Origin of the sequence: Paraburkholderia sp. 22098, assembly GCF_052045935.1 — a bacterium.
Taxonomy (GTDB): domain Bacteria; phylum Pseudomonadota; class Gammaproteobacteria; order Burkholderiales; family Burkholderiaceae; genus Paraburkholderia; species Paraburkholderia caledonica.
In genome coordinates this window covers 105,012-119,808 of the sequence record NZ_JBQEPV010000007.1, presented here as the reverse complement: position 1 = coordinate 119,808, position 14,797 = coordinate 105,012, and the positions used below count along the sequence as shown (strand labels likewise).

Sequence of the window (14,797 nt, the reverse complement as noted above, 5' to 3'; positions counted from 1 at the left end):
CCCGTCATAACTTGTTATACGCAATTTCAAAGGTTACAATTTGGATCAGGTTACCGGAGAACGCCTGATGCCCGCACAAGAATTCGTGATACTCGCCGACAACCCTGCGCTGGATTTTCTCAACACTCTCGCGCAAGGTGATGACGGGCCGGTGGAGTACCTGTCGACCAATAAAGACGTGATAGCCTGGCTGCAGAGAATGGGTTATCTCGGTGAGCGTGGCCCGCGCGCCTTTCCGCGTGACGTCCTGGCGGAGAGAGCGCGGGCGTTGAGAGAAATGATCCGGAAACTGCTTACCCAGCGCAAACTTGGCAAGAACATTGATATCGGTGCGATCAACTCGTTTCTAATGCACGGCAGATACACCGTGCAACTGGCGCGGGCAAGCAACGGCGAGTTGGAAGTCAAAGATCACTTTGATATGGACACACCCGAACAGCTTTTGGCACCCGTAGCCCGAGCTGCTGCGGAGCTGATCGCGACGGGCGACTTCGATCTGGTTCGCAAGTGCGAGGCAGACGATTGCGTACTATGGTTCTACGACAGGACCAAAGCACATCGTAGAAGGTGGTGCAGCATGGCCCTTTGCGGGAACCGTCACAAAGTGGCGCAATTTCGCCAGCGTCAGAAAGACAATGCGGAGCTTGAGTAAAGCGCTCCGCGAGCAAGTACATTCCGCCTGCCTTGGCCTTCACAGCAAAAGGCTGCCGCTCGTTCGCTTCGACTGCGCTCAGTCGAAGCGATGACGACGCACCGCGAATCAAGCAAGTTAGCCAAGCAACTCCCTGATCGCCGACGCAATCTCTTGCGCGTGCGTTTCAAGTGCGAAGTGCCCGGTATCGAGCATCGTCACCGTTGCTTGCGGGATATCGCGGCGAAACGCCTGAGCGCCAGGCGGAATAAAGAACGGATCGTGCTTGCCCCAGATAACCAGCGTAGGCGGTTTTGCGTCGCGGAAGAACTTCTGGAAAGTCGGGTACATCTTCACATTCGACGCATAGTCCAGGAAAAGATCCAGCTGGATATCTTTCTGGCCTGGACGCTCCAGCAGCGCTGCATCGAGTGTGTAGGACTCAGGAGCGATCGAGTCCGGATTCGATACGCCGTGCACATACTGAAACCTGGTTCCTTCGTAGTTCAACACTGCGTCGTGCACCACTTGCCGGTTGGCCGCCGAAGGTTCGGCCCAATACTTTCTGATCGGCGCCCATGCGTCGCCCAAACCCTCTTCGTACGCGTTGCCGTTTTGCGAAATGAGTGCACGCACGCGGTCCGGGTACTTCACTGCGAGACGAAAACCTGTCGGCGCGCCATAGTCGAACACGTAAATCGCGTAGCTCGTAAGTTCGAGTTTGTCGACAAAGGCCGCCACTGTCTCCGCCAGAGCATCGAACGTGTATTTGTAATGACGCGAGGCAGGAACGTTCGTAAAGCCGAAGCCAGGTAAGTCTGGCGCGATGACCCTATAGCGGTCGGCGAGTCGTGGAATCAGATCGCGATACATGTGGGACGACGAAGGAAAACCGTGGAGAAGTAGGACCACCGGTGCGTCTTTCTCGCCTGCTTCCCGATAGAACATATCGATGCCATCCGCCTCGACACGCTTGATCGATACCGATGGAATGTTGTTGCCGTTAGACATGAAGACCTCCAGTAGAGACGCAGGATCGAGCCGACTACGCTGCGAGTTGTGGCCTCTATCGTAGACGTCTTTGGTAACTTTTCAAAGTTGTTTTTAACGGTTACTCGATCTGTGTGTGGATCGTTGCCCTGGACAATCCGGCGGGGCGGCCCTACACGCTCAACTCCAGCGAAGCGACACGCGCGCGAGGAGATAACCGGCGAGGGCCGGAATCGCCATCCCGATCGAATACCAGGCCGCCCAGAACGGCACACTCATCTCGGGACAGCGAAGCACATAAGCGAGCGTGGCAAGCGCTCCGGACAGGAGACCAGTGGCTGCACCGGTCAACCGCAGGCGCGTAGGCGCGAGCCCCCGCATCGCCCACGACAATGCAAGGTAGCAAGGCACCGACAACAACGCGATCAGAAGAGGACACTGTCTCCATGTATGGCCGAATAGGAGCGCCTCGCGGTCCGCAGCAGGAGCCGCCGCCAGCACGGCAATCGCTGCCGCCCACACCGCCGCATATGGCAAGGCGAGTAAAAACCACGCGCGTCCCGGCGACAAACCGGGAATCGACAGCCGCGCGGCGACAAGAATGGCGGCGGCTGCGGTCAACAGCGGAAACGCGAGCTTGCCCCAGAACAAGGGCCTGGTGAAAAGCGCGGCAAGGTCAGGCCGCACCCCGCGGCTGACGACGACCGCTGCGAACGCCGCCAGCACGCCGATAGTCAATGCAATGCAGAAGCGGTTGAGCACGGCGCGCCGGCTTTGCGGCACGAGGCCCGCCGCGAGAAGTGAAATGACCTGATCTGTGTTCATGTTGCCTATCCTCGAATCAGGCGCGACAGCGCCTTGATGCCACGATGAATGCCGACCTTGACTGCGGCTTCCGAAAGCCCCGTCAACTTCGCTGTTTCTGCTACTGACATGCCATGTAGCCGGACGTGCTCGATAGGCGCACGCTGACGCTCGGGCAGCCGTTCGAGCAGGCTGCCGATGTCGCGCCGCGCATCGAGCGATTCGGTTTCGGACACTGCGAACAGTTCTGCATCGTCGACAATCGGATCGTGCAGCGCCTCGCGATGGGCGCGGGCCCGCAAAAAATCCGCTACCTTATGGCGAACAATGGCGGACGCCCATGCGGTCAACGGCACCTGGTTCCGATAGGTGTGCAGCCCGTTGTGCAGCGCGAATAACACTTCCTGAAGCACGTCTTCGACGTCGTCTTCGTAGGCGCGTAAGCGTCGTCTCAGCATGCCGCGCAGATAACCGGAGAGTATTCGCAGAAACGACGCATACGCCGTCGCATCGCCGTCGATCGCCCGGTGTAGCAAAGCTTTCAATCGTTCTTCCACTCCATTCGCAGCCGCGCGATGGGTCGTTTCATCGGGCGCGATCACAGACACTTATCCATCGTCCCTTGCTCAATTAGAAATTCGTGCGGGCGATGCTGCGTCCGCCACACCTCATAAGTGTTAGGTCGGCGGAAGGCGCCCGATAGTTACAGCATCCTCAAAAAATATCTGTACGCCCTGACGCGCTGGCAGCGACTCGCGAGCCGGCGTCATTGATAACCCACGAATTGCCGGAACGCTGTAACCACACCTCCGTTTCTCGCGACTTACCGGATAGCAGTCGCAACTTGCCTCGCTTCACGGGAAGCCGGCACGACTACTTCTTACCGTTCCGAGAAAAGGGCTTTGAGCATGTCCATCATCCGTTTGATATCCGGGGTTATCAGCCCTACGTGGCTTGCCGCGCGTCTCGCGCGCTGGTCCCAGCTACCGCTGCGTTTAATCGCGGGCTACGGCTTCATTGCGCATGGCTACGCAAAGATTGCCAAACATCCAGAAAACTTCGCGGCGATCCTTCACGCGCTCAATGTGCCGGCTCCGCATTTCATGGCATGGGCCACGATTGCAATCGAACTGTTAGGCGGCTTTGCGATTCTGGTCGGTGCATTCGTGCCTCTCGTCACCATACCGATGGTGGCAGTGCTGCTCGTCGCAATCTTCACCGTACACCTGCCATTCGGTTTTACATCGATCAAGCTGATGACGGTCACGTCCGCTGGTCCACAATTCGGCCCGCCCGGGTATGAGACCGACCTGCTCTATCTTGCGTGCCTCGCTGCGCTGGTGTTTCGGGGCGCGGGTCCGCTCTCCATCGACAACCTGCTTCCGTGGCCGAAGGCTCGCGTCGATACCACAACGTGATCGACGCTCGAGCAAAGCCGGGAAGCTGAGCGGGCGTCCGTGCTCGCCGAAAGCTATTCGCACGCTTCCCGTTTCAACTTATTCCGCATAGGAGTACCAAGTGAATATCAAACATCTTTGTCTTGCCTTCGCATTCACCGCCGCTTCATTCTTTTCAATCGGCCATGCATCGGCGCAGGAGAAAACCCGCGCCGAGGTGCGCCGAGAACTCATTGACGCGCAAAACAATGGCTTGAACTTCGTCACCGATGCGTCGTACCCCGACGTGAGTCCAATCTATCAGCATCAAGTCGAACAGATGAAGATACTGCATAGCGGAAAAGGTCCCGCGCCTTCGAGTGCGAGCGACGCGGGTCATAAGAGCGAAGCGCCAATGGACAAGGGCAGATCCAGCGATGAATGCGTCGGGCCGCCCGGATTCTGCAACCCGTATTTCGGCAGTTAGCAGCAGCGTTAGTGACTGCAAACACATCAACCGCACTCGGGCATTCAAATGTCGATCACCACGTCGTCCTGCGGTTTGCAGCAGCAAATCAACACGTTCCCGCGTGCCGGTGGGTCGAGCGGATCGGGATCGTAGCTGATGGAACCGGAGACCAGTCCGCTCTCGCAGTTGTGACAGACGCCAGTGCGGCACGACCATCTAACGGGCACATCGCATGCCTCGGCTAACTCCAGAATGCTTTGATAAGTCGAGCCGTTCCAGCGCGCAGCAATGCCACTGCGCGCGAACGAGACCAGCGGACCGGTGCTGGCCTCGTTTATGGGGCGATGCGGCGTTCGTTTCTGCGAATCGACGATACCAGGATTCAACGACTCTCCGCCGTTGAAAGTCTCGGCATGAATCCGCTCCGGTGCAATCTCCAACGCGGCCAGCGCTTTCTTCATGTCGGCCATGAAAGGCGCCGGTCCGCACAAATAGACATCTGCGTCGCGAAAAACGCCAACCTCGCTGAGGATTTGTTGCGACAGTCGCCCGGTCGCGTCGAAATCTTCGCCGAGCCGGTCATTCGGTCCTGCCGCGCTATACGAAACGTAGCTGCGTCCATGCGCGAGCGAGAGCATAAGGCGCCGCGCTTCCACGGCAAATGGATGATGCTGTCGATCACGCGCGGTATGCAGCCACAAGACCTGCCGCGTCGACTGTTGCGACGACAGCGCGTGCAGCATAGCCAGAACAGGCGTTGCGCCGATTCCTGCGCTGAGCAGTACTATCGGGCCGTCTCCAGGCTGCAGGACGAAGCTTCCACGAGGCGAACTGACATCGAGCGTGTCGCCTGCCCGCACATGCTGGCGCAACCAGGCACCAGCCAAGCCGTTGGGCTCGATTTTCACGCTTATCCGGTAGCTTTCTGCGGACAGCGGGCCCGAGAGAGAGTAGCTGCGAAATAGCGGCGGGCCGTCCGCGGTCGGTTGAAGACGCAACACGAGATACTGGCCAGGCAAGGCCGGTTGCAGTTGACCGTCCGCACTTTTCAGCGTGAACGACACAACGTCTGCGGATTCCTCTTCGATCGCGGCCACCGTGAGCGGCCGGAATCCGGGCTGAACCGCGTGGCGCGCCGCCGCGGGCGCCAGCCCGGCATTCCCACTCGCCGCGCCGGTCGTGCGGCTTTGAAGTAATGCCTCGAACGAGGAACGCCAGCCCGGCGACAGCGCTTTGATTCGCAACGCGCGTTCGAGCAGGTCCAGCGGGTGATCCGGCGAATAGAGCAGCGCATTGATCTGCGCGACGGTCATTTGCTCTTCTGCCTCGCCGACTTTCACTATTTCATCGCCCGCGCCCACCTCGCCCTCTTGCACGACGCGCAAATAGAACCCAGGTCTTCCACTCGATGTGAGCAACGCCGGCATGCGCGGCTCGTTCATTCGGATGCCAACGCGATAGCAGGTGACGCGCGGTTGCGTCACCTCGAACAGCGCGTTGCCGATTCGATATCTGTCGCCAACGCACACGAGCGCGTCGGGCAGTCCTTCGACCGTGAAGTTCTCGCCAAACTGTCCGTGCACGAAGTCGGACCTGTTCAACTCCTGCTGCCAGTGACGGTACGAATCGGTCTGATAGACGAAGACGGCGCGCTGCTCACCACCGTGCCCGGCCAGGTCACCTTGACCGTCGCCCGCCAGATTCAGCCGTGCCGCCCAGCAACGACCTTGCACGGGACTCTTCCAGATGCCGGTGTAAACAGTACGGCCTTTCCATTCGATGTCTCGCGGAAGTCCAACATTCACCGATAGCAGTCGAGCCATTATTTGCTCCGCAGTTGGGCGAGTTCGCGACTGGGCCGCGCCGCGATCGCTGTCCGGCTTCGTCCAAGACATTGAGACTGAATAGTAGGTGGCACATAGAGCCGGCGCAACGACCGTTTTATGGCGTTTCGCGCTACGGGCGAGAGGACATCCTTCCCGGTCGGGACGCGGGCTGCACGCAATTTCCATCGACGCAAAAAGTTGTAGACGACTGGTCTACTAGCCTATATAGTCCGCACATGGCTACCGCAAACATCACCGAGTCGGCTGACACCCGCGACAACATCATCGCCGTCGGTCAGCGAATCATCGGCGCGAAAGGCTTTTCAGCCGTGGGGCTGAACGAGATCCTGTCCGCCGCGGGCGTGCCGAAGGGCTCGTTTTATCACTACTTCGGTTCGAAAGACGCGTTTGGCGTGGCACTGCTCGAAAGCTACTTCGACGAATACCTGGCTGACATGGACCATACGCTGGGCGAGCCCGGTTTGACGATGGCGCAGCGCCTGATGAATTACTGGCAGATCTGGCAGGAGACTCAGTCATTCTCCGACTGTCAGGGCAAGTGTCTCGCCGTGAAGCTCGGCGCGGAGGTTGCAGATATGTCCGAGGCCATGCGCGCCACGCTCAAACGCGGCATGTCGGGCATCGTCGAAAGGTTGGCGCGCGCTATTCAGGCCGGCGTGGAGGAAGGCTCCCTCTCGGTCAGCGAAGACCCGTCAAGCGTAGCGCAAAGTCTCTATCAGCTGTGGCTGGGCGCGAGCGTGATGGTCAAGATCGTGCGCAATCTGCAGCCGTTCGAGACTGCCATGGCGAGCACCCGGTTGATGCTTCACCCCGTTTCCGGCTAGAAAGCAGATACGCGGCACTTTATGAAGTACCTTTTCTCACCGCTTTTTACTAGACGACTGGTCTACTAGACAGCAGACTAACCGTCCCACTTGAAGGAGCAATAACATGAAAGTACTGATGGTTCTGACCTCGCACGATCAATTGGGCAACACAGGCCGCAAGACGGGATTCTGGCTCGAAGAACTGGCAGCGCCCTACTACGCATTCAAGGACGCCGGCGCGGAGATCGTGCTTGCGTCGCCGAAAGGCGGCCAGCCGCCGCTCGATCCAAAGAGCAACGAGCCGGCCAATCAGACCGATGCGACCCGTCGTTTCGAGGCCGATGAAGCCGCAAAGGCGCAGCTTGCGGCCACGGTTCGCCTCGACAGTGTTTCGCAGGCGCAGTTCGACACGGTCTTCTATCCCGGCGGTCACGGGCCACTGTGGGATCTCGCGGAGGACCGGCATTCCATCGAATTGATCCAGTCGTTCATCGCGGCCGGCAAGCCCGTTGCGCTTGTCTGCCACGCTCCGGGTGTGCTGCGCCATGTCACCACGCCGGACGGCAAGCCGCTGGTCGAGGGCAAGCAGGTCACGGGCTTCACGAATTCCGAGGAAGCCGCGGTGGGGCTGACCGAGATCGTGCCGTTCCTCGTGGAAGACGAACTGAAGGCGCGGGGCGGCATTTATTCGAAGTCCGACGACTGGGCGCCGTACGTCGTCACCGACGGCCTGCTGATTACCGGTCAGAACCCTGCTTCGTCGTCGTCCGCAGCCGCAACTTTGATGAAGCACCCGGCACTTCGCGCGCAGTGACAAACAAGGGCTCGCCAGCGCAGGCTGTCATGGCTGCCGTATGGCCCGCTTGTGGCAGCTTATGCAGCTTGTCGCAGGCGCGCGAGCACGGGTATCGCGGGCGACACCCCGATGTCACTTGCCGCCAGTGACATCGAGGAAGGTGCCCGTGATGAAAGATGCCTCTCCGCTTGCGAGCCATAGGATTGCCCGCGCAACTTCCTCGGGCTGGCCGCCTCTTCCCATCGGAATCGAGTCTTTGACACGATCGACTCGTCCAGGCTCGCCGCCGCTAGCATGCATGTCAGTGTAGATGTGCCCGGGGCGAATACAGTTGACGCGTATCCCGTCCCGCGCGACTTCCTTGGCGAATCCGGTAGTGAATGTCTCGACGGCACCCTTCGATGCAGCGTAGTCGACATATTCGTTCGGACTGCCAAGCCTGGCCGATGCCGACGAAACGTTGATCACGACACCGCCGCGCCCTTTGTAACGATGCGACATGCGCTTCACCGCCTGTTGCGCACAAAGGATCGGGCCTATCGCGTTGACGGCGAAGATGCGCTGCATCCGCGCGAATTCGAGATTTTCCAGTGCGGACTGCTGCGCAATTATCGCGGCGTTGTTCACCAGTACATCGATCCGGCCGAACTTCCGGTCAATCGCGGCGAATAGCTGGGCGACCTGCTCAGGATCGGCGCTATCTGCACGCACTGCTAAAGCCCGGCGACCGACAGCTTCTACATCGGCCGCCACGGCACGGGCGGCCGGTTCATCGGAAACGAAACTGATCGCTACATCGTATCCTTGTACGGCAGCTAGCCGCGCAGTCGCCGCACCTACGCCACGGCCTCCGCCCGTTATCAGAATTAGCGGAGCCTGCGAAACAGTGTTCATCGAGCGAACCTCCATACGATGTCGAGATATTGGTTTGGGCCGAAATAGAACCGACGCGAGCGATTGAGTAAGAGCCAGCGTGCGTCGCGAACGAACTCACGTGGTGCGCAGATGCGGCCGAAGTGCAAGCGCCAACGGCAAAATCGTCAGCGCCGTGGCGGCAGTCGCAATAGTGGCACCGTGCACACCGATTTGATCGCCGAGAAATCCATACACGACCGGAGAGAGCGCTCCCGACGCGATGGTGCCGGTATAGAAAAGCGCAAACGCCCGCTCGGTGCGATCGACCGAAGTCAACTCGGGCACCGTGCCGTAAAGAACAGACGACGTCCCGTTGAGCATCGCGCCAAGTAGCGGCAACAAAACCATAGCAGGCGTCAAGGGAAGGTAAATCACTGCAAGGATCAACGCGGCCGTACCGCCTTCGGTAGCGAAGACGGTGCCGATCACGCCCACGCGAGCGCCGAGCCAGCCACAAACGAACTTGCCCGCGGCGCCACCGATGAAGACGAGCGCGAGTGCTGTACCCGTCATGGATTGCGAGATGCCTTTCGTTTTCAGGAGAAAGGGCAGGAAGGTCAACAAGCCCATCCGCACGGCTGTGTCGAGCACGCCGATCGTGAAGAGCAGCGAGAAGCCGGATCGCGAATCGTTGCTGTGCTGCCTCGATGCTTTCTCCATGGACGAATCGCCACGCGGTATCGATGGGAGAAAAAGTGCAATCACTGCCGCGACTAAAACGCCGACGATCGACACGGCCCAAAGCGCATGGCGCCACGGCATGATGGTAATGAGAAGCGAGATAGCGGCTGGCAGCGCGGATTTTCCGAGGTCGCCCGAAAAATTGTAGATACTGAGCGGCCCTCGGGCGTTGCGTCCATATACGCGCGAGACCGCTCCCGAAGCCAGCGGATGCTGCGTGCTCGAGCCGCCGCCGGAGATGGCGAGCGCGACACATAAGCCGAGCAGAGTTCCAGATATGCCCGCAGCGGCATAGCCCAGCGCGGCGAGAAGCGTGCCGACCGCAAGCGTCGCGCGTGTGCCGAATTTGCGCGCGAGGCGTCCAGCGGGCAATTGCAGCGTCGCCATCGTACCCGCGTAGACGCCGCGCAAAATTGCCAGGGCGCCGTAACTGAGTCCGAACTCCGTCTGCCAAACCGGCAGCAACGCGTAGATCATGTCGGTGTAACCGTCGTGCAGCGCGTGCGCCGTGCATGACAGCCACAATACGCGAGCGCGTGAAACGGAACTCGACTGACCGGGTCCGTCAGTCACGTCTGTCGTCGGGGAGGAGAAAGAGAAAAGTCCCATAGTCCAATGAAATGGCGCAACCGCGGGCCATCGCGACAGCCGGCGCGTTTCGTTACAGAAGACCCTAGTCTAGGTTCGCGCAGAACGGGCCACAACTGACGTAAGATTGGGGTAGACGGGAGAAAAAGTCACCACATGGGCACTGAGAAACGCACAGAGAAACGCGAGAGAGAAGCGGAGATGTTGCCGCCATTGAATGCGTTGCGGCACTTCGAGGCGGTCGCGCGCCTTGGGAGTTTCGCCGCCGCCGCGAACGACCTGCACGTCACGCATTGGGCAGTCGGAAAACAGATCCGGTTGCTGGAAGACTGGTTCGGCGTTCCGCTCTTTGAGCGCCGATCTCGCGGCGTCGTTCCTACCGACCAGGGCGCGGCTCTCCTGAACGATGTCGAAGGTGCATTTGCGCGGCTGAGCAGTTCGGTCACCCGCTTGCGCCACAAATCCACTACGCGTCGCATAGCGGGTGTTGTACGCGTGAATACGCTGGCGAGCTTCGCTTTGTGCTGGCTCATACCGCGGCTGGCAGATTTTCAGGCGCATTACCCGGACATTGAAGTTCGTCTGTCGACGACCTCACGCAAGTTGCGCTATGTCGGCGACGCCTTCGACGTCGGTGTGCGCTCAGGGCCCGAGGACGCAGCAGGCCTCACGTCAACAACGCTGATGCCCGATTTGCGTCTGCCCGCCTGCAGTCCAGCGGTGCTGAAAACCCATCCGATCAGGACGGTCGCCGATCTGCGAAATCACACGCTCCTTCACTCTACAAGCACTCGCACAGCCTGGTCCGACTGGTTACGGGACGCTGGCGCACCAGGCTTGCAGAGTGCGCGCCATCTCGACTTCGACCATGTCTTTCTCCAACTGGGCGCAGCCGCTGAAGGCCTGGGAGTAACGTTGGCGTCGCTGCCGCTCATCGAGCGAGAGATCGCAACAGGGCGTCTCGTGTGCCCCATCGCAGAGCCGGCAGGGCGCGGACCCGATTACACATTGGTCGTGAACAAGGACCGCGCGAACGATGACGCGGTCGTTGCGTTCAAGAAGTGGATCGTGACGGCGGCCGCGCAGAATCCGGCAGAGCCGGGTACTAAAGAACGTGCGCGAAAGACTCGTCGGGGCAAGCCTCGCGCGGAGCCGTTGCGGCGTTAGTTGTGGCGATGGTTGCTGCACGTGACATCATCGTCAATCGATCAATCTGCGACAGAAGCAGCGACAAAAGGATCCGCCAAAATGCTCGTACGCCTACTTGGCACACAAGACGCCCCTTCGTTTCACTCGCTCCGTCTCTGCGGACTCAGAGAAGCACCCACGTCTTTCGCGTCGAGCTACGAAGAGGAAGTAGACCGCTCCGCTGAAGTCATCGAAGCTCAGCTGGCGACGCGCAACGGCCGCGGAGTATTCGGTGCTTTTGAAGGCTCGCGTCTAATAGGAATAGCTGGACTTGGACGCGAGAACCGGCGAAAACTCACCCACAAGGCTTTTGTGTGGGGCGTGTATGTCGCGCCCGACATGAGGGGCTTAGGCGTGAGCAACAAGCTCGTCGCCGAGGTGCTTACGTTCGCGCGGTCTATCCTAGACATCACACAGGTGAACCTGACCGTGAACGCAAACGACCCGGCGGCAATTCGCCTTTATACGTCGCTCGGCTTCGAGCAGTTCGGGCGGGAACACAACTCCTTGATGGTCGACGGACACATGTACGACGAGCTACACATGTCACTTCATTTTGGCGGATGAACTCAGTGGTATTTCAGCGCCCGCCCTTCTAGCCGAACTGCTTCACTGCACAGTGATCGTCTCCTTCATATTCGGATGTATGCTGCAGAAGATCTTATAGACTCCGGGCTTATCGAACTTGAACTGATAAGTGTCGTTCTGATCAAGCGCGGCCGAGCGGAAAAGACCCGCATCGTTGACGACCACGTGCGGTTCGCTATCAAGGTTTTTCCAGGTCACGGTCGCCCCGGCTTTGACCGTTAGCGACATCGGCGAGAACATAAAATCTTTGATGACCACAGCGTTGGGCTGCTGAGCTAGCACGACGGCGGACATAACGCACATTGCGATGAGCATCGCCACTCCAACACCGATAACAAAGGCGTAGCGAAAAGTAGTCGTTTGCATGATGAGGTCCTCGTTGATAGGCATGGTCTTCAGTCAGACGAGCGTCGTATCGGCGAGCGTAGCTCTCGCAGGATGCCTCATGATCTTGACGCTCGTTACGCCCAGCATCCGCGGGAGTTCCGCACTGGACACCGTAAGCGGCCCGGGACCCGGCCCGTTTCCAGCCGTCGGCTGCGGGTAGGCTGTCGAGCGAGCGGTATGGAAAGTCACGTTGCCTTCCACCTTCGATACGATCTGATGGATATGGCCGTTTAGCACGGTTACCGAGCCGAAGCGCTTCAGATAACTCATGGCCTGTCCTGCGTCGCCAGTACCCCAACCCCACGGTTCGTAGATCGTCCACATCGGCATGTGCGCGAAGACAACGATCGGCGTGCTGGAAGAGCGGCCCTTGAGATCTTTCTCCAGCCACTCAAGTTGTTCATCGCCCAGATTTCCCAAACCATTAGCCTTGAAGTGCATGACGTTGACGAGACCGACGAAATGCACGCCACTGTGGTCGAAGCTGTAGTAACCCTTGTTATCCGACGCTTGACCGAAACGTTTGAAGTACTCTGCGCCGGGTCCGTCGGTAACATCATGCTCGCCTGGCACGGTGTGCAGTTCGGTGATGCTGAGGCCCGACATCAGTTGCGCTGCGAGGTCGAACTCCTCGGGCTTCGAAAGATGCGTGATGTCACCGGTATGAATCGTCAGCGCCGGTTTAACAGGCATCGCGTTGACAAAGTCGATCGTTTGCTTGAGCGTGCCCGCGACGTCGGGATTCGCTTCCTTCTTGAAGCCGATATGAGAGTCGCTGATCTGCAGGAAAAGCGGGACGCCTCCCGAACCTGCTGAAGCGTCTTTGGGTGTGGCCGCAAGGGCCAAATCCACCGGCGACAGAACACCGCCGGTTAATACGAACACGGTGCCCACGCCACCGAATGCGAGACATTTGAGTACGCCCCGGCGCGACGGATCGGATGGATGATCTGACGACATATTCACCTCACAATGGATATTGATGAGGCAGGCGGCTGGACCAGCCGGCTGCGTTCAGTGAGTAGACCGCAGTGGAATCCGATTTATTCCATGGTGGTCGCTGCATTGCATTTGGACGCCACGGTTCAGCATGTCATTGCATAGCAGAGGCCGAATGTACGCCACACTGCTTAGCATGCCGAATTAATTCAAACACGTTGACGCCGCGCGCTCCAGAATGTTCACGACGACCGGCGTAACAACGCAATGGCCGGGTTGCGATCGCACCGCTGCACTTACATTGCGCGTGCCGCGCTGCGACTACGAAGCGGGATGCGCAAGCAGAGTCGTTACAAAACCGTTCAGTTCCGCTTGACCAGCGTCGGTGATCGCCCAGTAATTCATTCCCCCGATGCTCCAGTGGGCGACGTGATAACCCTTCTCCTCGTAGATGCGCGGCGGCGGTGCGCCGGCATCGTTACCTGGCCACACGTAAAGATTCACTGGGTGCAACTTGTAGCGGTACACCATCACCGCAACGGAGCGGCCATTCAGATAGTCGAGCCGGCCACCGATCAGCGGATATCCCTGCTGCGCGAGGTCGACTACTGGCGGCGCAAAATCGAGCTTCCCGTCGAACCACGGCTTGACCGTATGCCGGTCCGTTGAGATCACGTCGGAAAGGTGGTTGACCTGCAATGAGCGAACATGACTGTCGACGAGTTCCTCCGTCAGGCGCGTCTCGCCGGAGGGCGCCGCAATGAACAGACTCGCGCCTGCCACCAGCGCGACAACGCTCAACGCCATCGCGCCAACCGGCGACCAACCCAGCGACCGGCCCGCGGACGGCCCGCCGAACCGCTCATGCAGCCGTTGCCAGAGCGTAGGCCGCCCAGGCAGCGCAGCTTTGATCCGTTTCACCAGCTCCGGCGGTGCATCCATGCGCAAATCGGCCTGCCGGAGTTGCGCATTGACCTGACGATCCTGGTCGTAAATCTGTCGACATTCCTCGCAGGTCGCGAGGTGGCGTTCGAAATCAAGCGCCTCCGACAGGCTCAGTTCCTCGTCGATATAGCCCGGCAGTAATTGCAACGCCTGTTCGTGATCCATCATGCCTCCTCATCCGTCGGTGCGAGCAGTAATGCGAGTTGCCGGCGCCCGCGCCCGAGGCGAGACATCACAGTGCCCATCGGAATGCCCACGATGGCCGCAATTTCCTTGTACGACAGATCTTCCAGTTCGCGCAGCACGATCACTTCGCGGTACTCCAGACTCAAACTCTGCAATGCCTTGTGCACCCGTTTCCGGCTTTGACTGCGGATCAGCACAGTTTCCGGGCCATCGTCACGGTCAGTCGCGCCGGTTTCGAGGCTATGCATTTCTTCCTCGAACATCGTGGTGTCCGCCGTGTGACTCCGGTTCTGGAGATACCACGTGTAGAACGTGTTCCGCACGATGCTCAATAGCCACGCGCGCGCGTCATCCCCGCGGAACCCGCCAAAGAACCTGAACGCGCGAAGGTACGCCTCCTGGACCACATCCTGTGCATCCTGGTCGTTATGCGTGAGCCAACGCGCAACGTTGAAGGCCGAATTCATATGAACTAACACGAGCTTCTCGAAGCGCTGCACGGTAATCGGATCGGCCATCTCTCGGAATCCCTGCTGTAACGGCAAAGTGTGACCGACCAACAGCAGACTGCCGGCGTGTCATTTTTATTCCCGAAGTGCAAAATCCATCTGGCGCTCGTACGAGACTAGCCTAATGGCCGCAAAAGGCAAAAGGCGCAACG

17 protein-coding genes are annotated in these 14,797 nt (G+C 59.4%); 7 read left to right on the top strand and 10 right to left on the bottom strand.

Annotation, left to right across the window (positions count from 1 at the left end; all coding sequences use genetic code 11):
* Positions 1–67 precede the first annotated feature (67 nt).
* Positions 68–652, top strand: coding sequence for a CGNR zinc finger domain-containing protein (locus ACTJLB_RS16480; protein ID WP_440783872.1), 585 nt, complete (start codon positions 68–70; stop codon positions 650–652).
* A gap of 117 nt (positions 653–769) precedes the next feature.
* Here ACTJLB_RS16480 and ACTJLB_RS16475 read toward each other — a convergent pair whose 3' ends face one another.
* The 3 genes from ACTJLB_RS16475 to ACTJLB_RS16465 all read right to left on the bottom strand — a co-directional run bounded on the left by ACTJLB_RS16475 (position 770) and on the right by ACTJLB_RS16465 (position 3,027).
* Entirely contained in the window at positions 770–1,642 is an 873-nt protein-coding gene (locus tag ACTJLB_RS16475; RefSeq protein WP_088174091.1) for an alpha/beta fold hydrolase, read from the bottom strand.
* Positions 1,643–1,801: 159 nt separating this feature from the next.
* Positions 1,802–2,446, bottom strand: a complete 645-nt coding sequence (locus tag ACTJLB_RS16470; RefSeq protein ID WP_440783871.1) for a DUF1109 domain-containing protein — start codon at positions 2,444–2,446, stop codon at positions 1,802–1,804.
* Between the two features lie 5 nt (positions 2,447–2,451).
* Positions 2,452–3,027: a sigma-70 family RNA polymerase sigma factor gene (locus ACTJLB_RS16465; protein WP_088174089.1), complete on the bottom strand. Its 576-nt coding sequence runs from the start codon at positions 3,025–3,027 to the stop codon at positions 2,452–2,454.
* A gap of 306 nt (positions 3,028–3,333) precedes the next feature.
* Here ACTJLB_RS16465 and ACTJLB_RS16460 point away from each other — a divergent pair, with 306 nt between their 5' ends.
* Together ACTJLB_RS16460 and ACTJLB_RS16455 are read left to right on the top strand one after the other, a co-directional pair.
* Positions 3,334–3,843 (top strand): DoxX family protein, encoded by a 510-nt coding sequence (locus tag ACTJLB_RS16460; protein WP_440783870.1) that lies wholly within the window; start codon positions 3,334–3,336, stop codon positions 3,841–3,843.
* 106 nt (positions 3,844–3,949) lie between these two features.
* Entirely contained in the window at positions 3,950–4,288 is a 339-nt protein-coding gene (locus ACTJLB_RS16455) for a DUF4148 domain-containing protein (RefSeq protein WP_440784012.1), read from the top strand.
* 44 nt (positions 4,289–4,332) lie between these two features.
* Here the strand turns inward: ACTJLB_RS16455 and ACTJLB_RS16450 are convergent, their stop codons facing one another.
* Positions 4,333–6,093, bottom strand: a complete 1,761-nt coding sequence (locus tag ACTJLB_RS16450; protein WP_310066196.1) for an MOSC and FAD-binding oxidoreductase domain-containing protein — start codon at positions 6,091–6,093, stop codon at positions 4,333–4,335.
* A gap of 239 nt (positions 6,094–6,332) precedes the next feature.
* Here ACTJLB_RS16450 and ACTJLB_RS16445 point away from each other — a divergent pair, with 239 nt between their 5' ends.
* Both ACTJLB_RS16445 and ACTJLB_RS16440 read left to right on the top strand, forming a co-directional pair.
* The gene (locus ACTJLB_RS16445) at positions 6,333–6,941 is read left to right on the top strand and encodes a TetR/AcrR family transcriptional regulator (protein WP_087752024.1); all 609 of its coding nucleotides are present in this window, start codon (positions 6,333–6,335) and stop codon (positions 6,939–6,941) included.
* A 106-nt stretch (positions 6,942–7,047) separates the two neighbouring features.
* Positions 7,048–7,737, top strand: a complete 690-nt coding sequence (locus ACTJLB_RS16440) for a type 1 glutamine amidotransferase domain-containing protein (RefSeq protein ID WP_020066825.1) — start codon at positions 7,048–7,050, stop codon at positions 7,735–7,737.
* 114 nt (positions 7,738–7,851) lie between these two features.
* Here the strand turns inward: ACTJLB_RS16440 and ACTJLB_RS16435 are convergent, their stop codons facing one another.
* Positions 7,852–8,613: an SDR family oxidoreductase gene (locus ACTJLB_RS16435; RefSeq protein WP_440783869.1), complete on the bottom strand. Its 762-nt coding sequence runs from the start codon at positions 8,611–8,613 to the stop codon at positions 7,852–7,854.
* 96 nt (positions 8,614–8,709) lie between these two features.
* Positions 8,710–9,924, bottom strand: a complete 1,215-nt coding sequence (locus tag ACTJLB_RS16430) for an MFS transporter (protein WP_440783868.1) — start codon at positions 9,922–9,924, stop codon at positions 8,710–8,712.
* 135 nt (positions 9,925–10,059) lie between these two features.
* Between ACTJLB_RS16430 and ACTJLB_RS16425 the strand changes: the two genes are divergently transcribed.
* Both ACTJLB_RS16425 and ACTJLB_RS16420 read left to right on the top strand, forming a co-directional pair.
* Positions 10,060–11,070, top strand: a complete 1,011-nt coding sequence (locus ACTJLB_RS16425; protein WP_087752028.1) for a LysR substrate-binding domain-containing protein — start codon at positions 10,060–10,062, stop codon at positions 11,068–11,070.
* A gap of 81 nt (positions 11,071–11,151) precedes the next feature.
* Positions 11,152–11,658, top strand: coding sequence for an N-acetyltransferase family protein (locus tag ACTJLB_RS16420; protein ID WP_440783867.1), 507 nt, complete (start codon positions 11,152–11,154; stop codon positions 11,656–11,658).
* 42 nt (positions 11,659–11,700) lie between these two features.
* Here the strand turns inward: ACTJLB_RS16420 and ACTJLB_RS16415 are convergent, their stop codons facing one another.
* The 4 genes from ACTJLB_RS16415 to ACTJLB_RS16400 all read right to left on the bottom strand — a co-directional run bounded on the left by ACTJLB_RS16415 (position 11,701) and on the right by ACTJLB_RS16400 (position 14,654).
* A complete protein-coding gene (locus tag ACTJLB_RS16415; protein WP_227471206.1) occupies positions 11,701–11,994 on the bottom strand; it encodes a cupredoxin domain-containing protein in 294 nt (97 codons plus the stop codon).
* Between the two features lie 84 nt (positions 11,995–12,078).
* Positions 12,079–13,026 (bottom strand): metallophosphoesterase family protein, encoded by a 948-nt coding sequence (locus ACTJLB_RS16410; protein ID WP_020066831.1) that lies wholly within the window; start codon positions 13,024–13,026, stop codon positions 12,079–12,081.
* 300 nt (positions 13,027–13,326) lie between these two features.
* Positions 13,327–14,118: an anti-sigma factor family protein gene (locus ACTJLB_RS16405; RefSeq protein WP_408198707.1), complete on the bottom strand. Its 792-nt coding sequence runs from the start codon at positions 14,116–14,118 to the stop codon at positions 13,327–13,329.
* Positions 14,115–14,654 carry a sigma-70 family RNA polymerase sigma factor gene (locus ACTJLB_RS16400; protein WP_131316279.1) on the bottom strand — a complete coding sequence of 180 codons (540 nt, stop codon included), beginning with the start codon at positions 14,652–14,654 and terminating at the stop codon, positions 14,115–14,117. The genes ACTJLB_RS16405 and ACTJLB_RS16400 overlap by 4 nt, the downstream gene beginning before the upstream one ends.
* Positions 14,655–14,797: the final 143 nt, after the last annotated feature.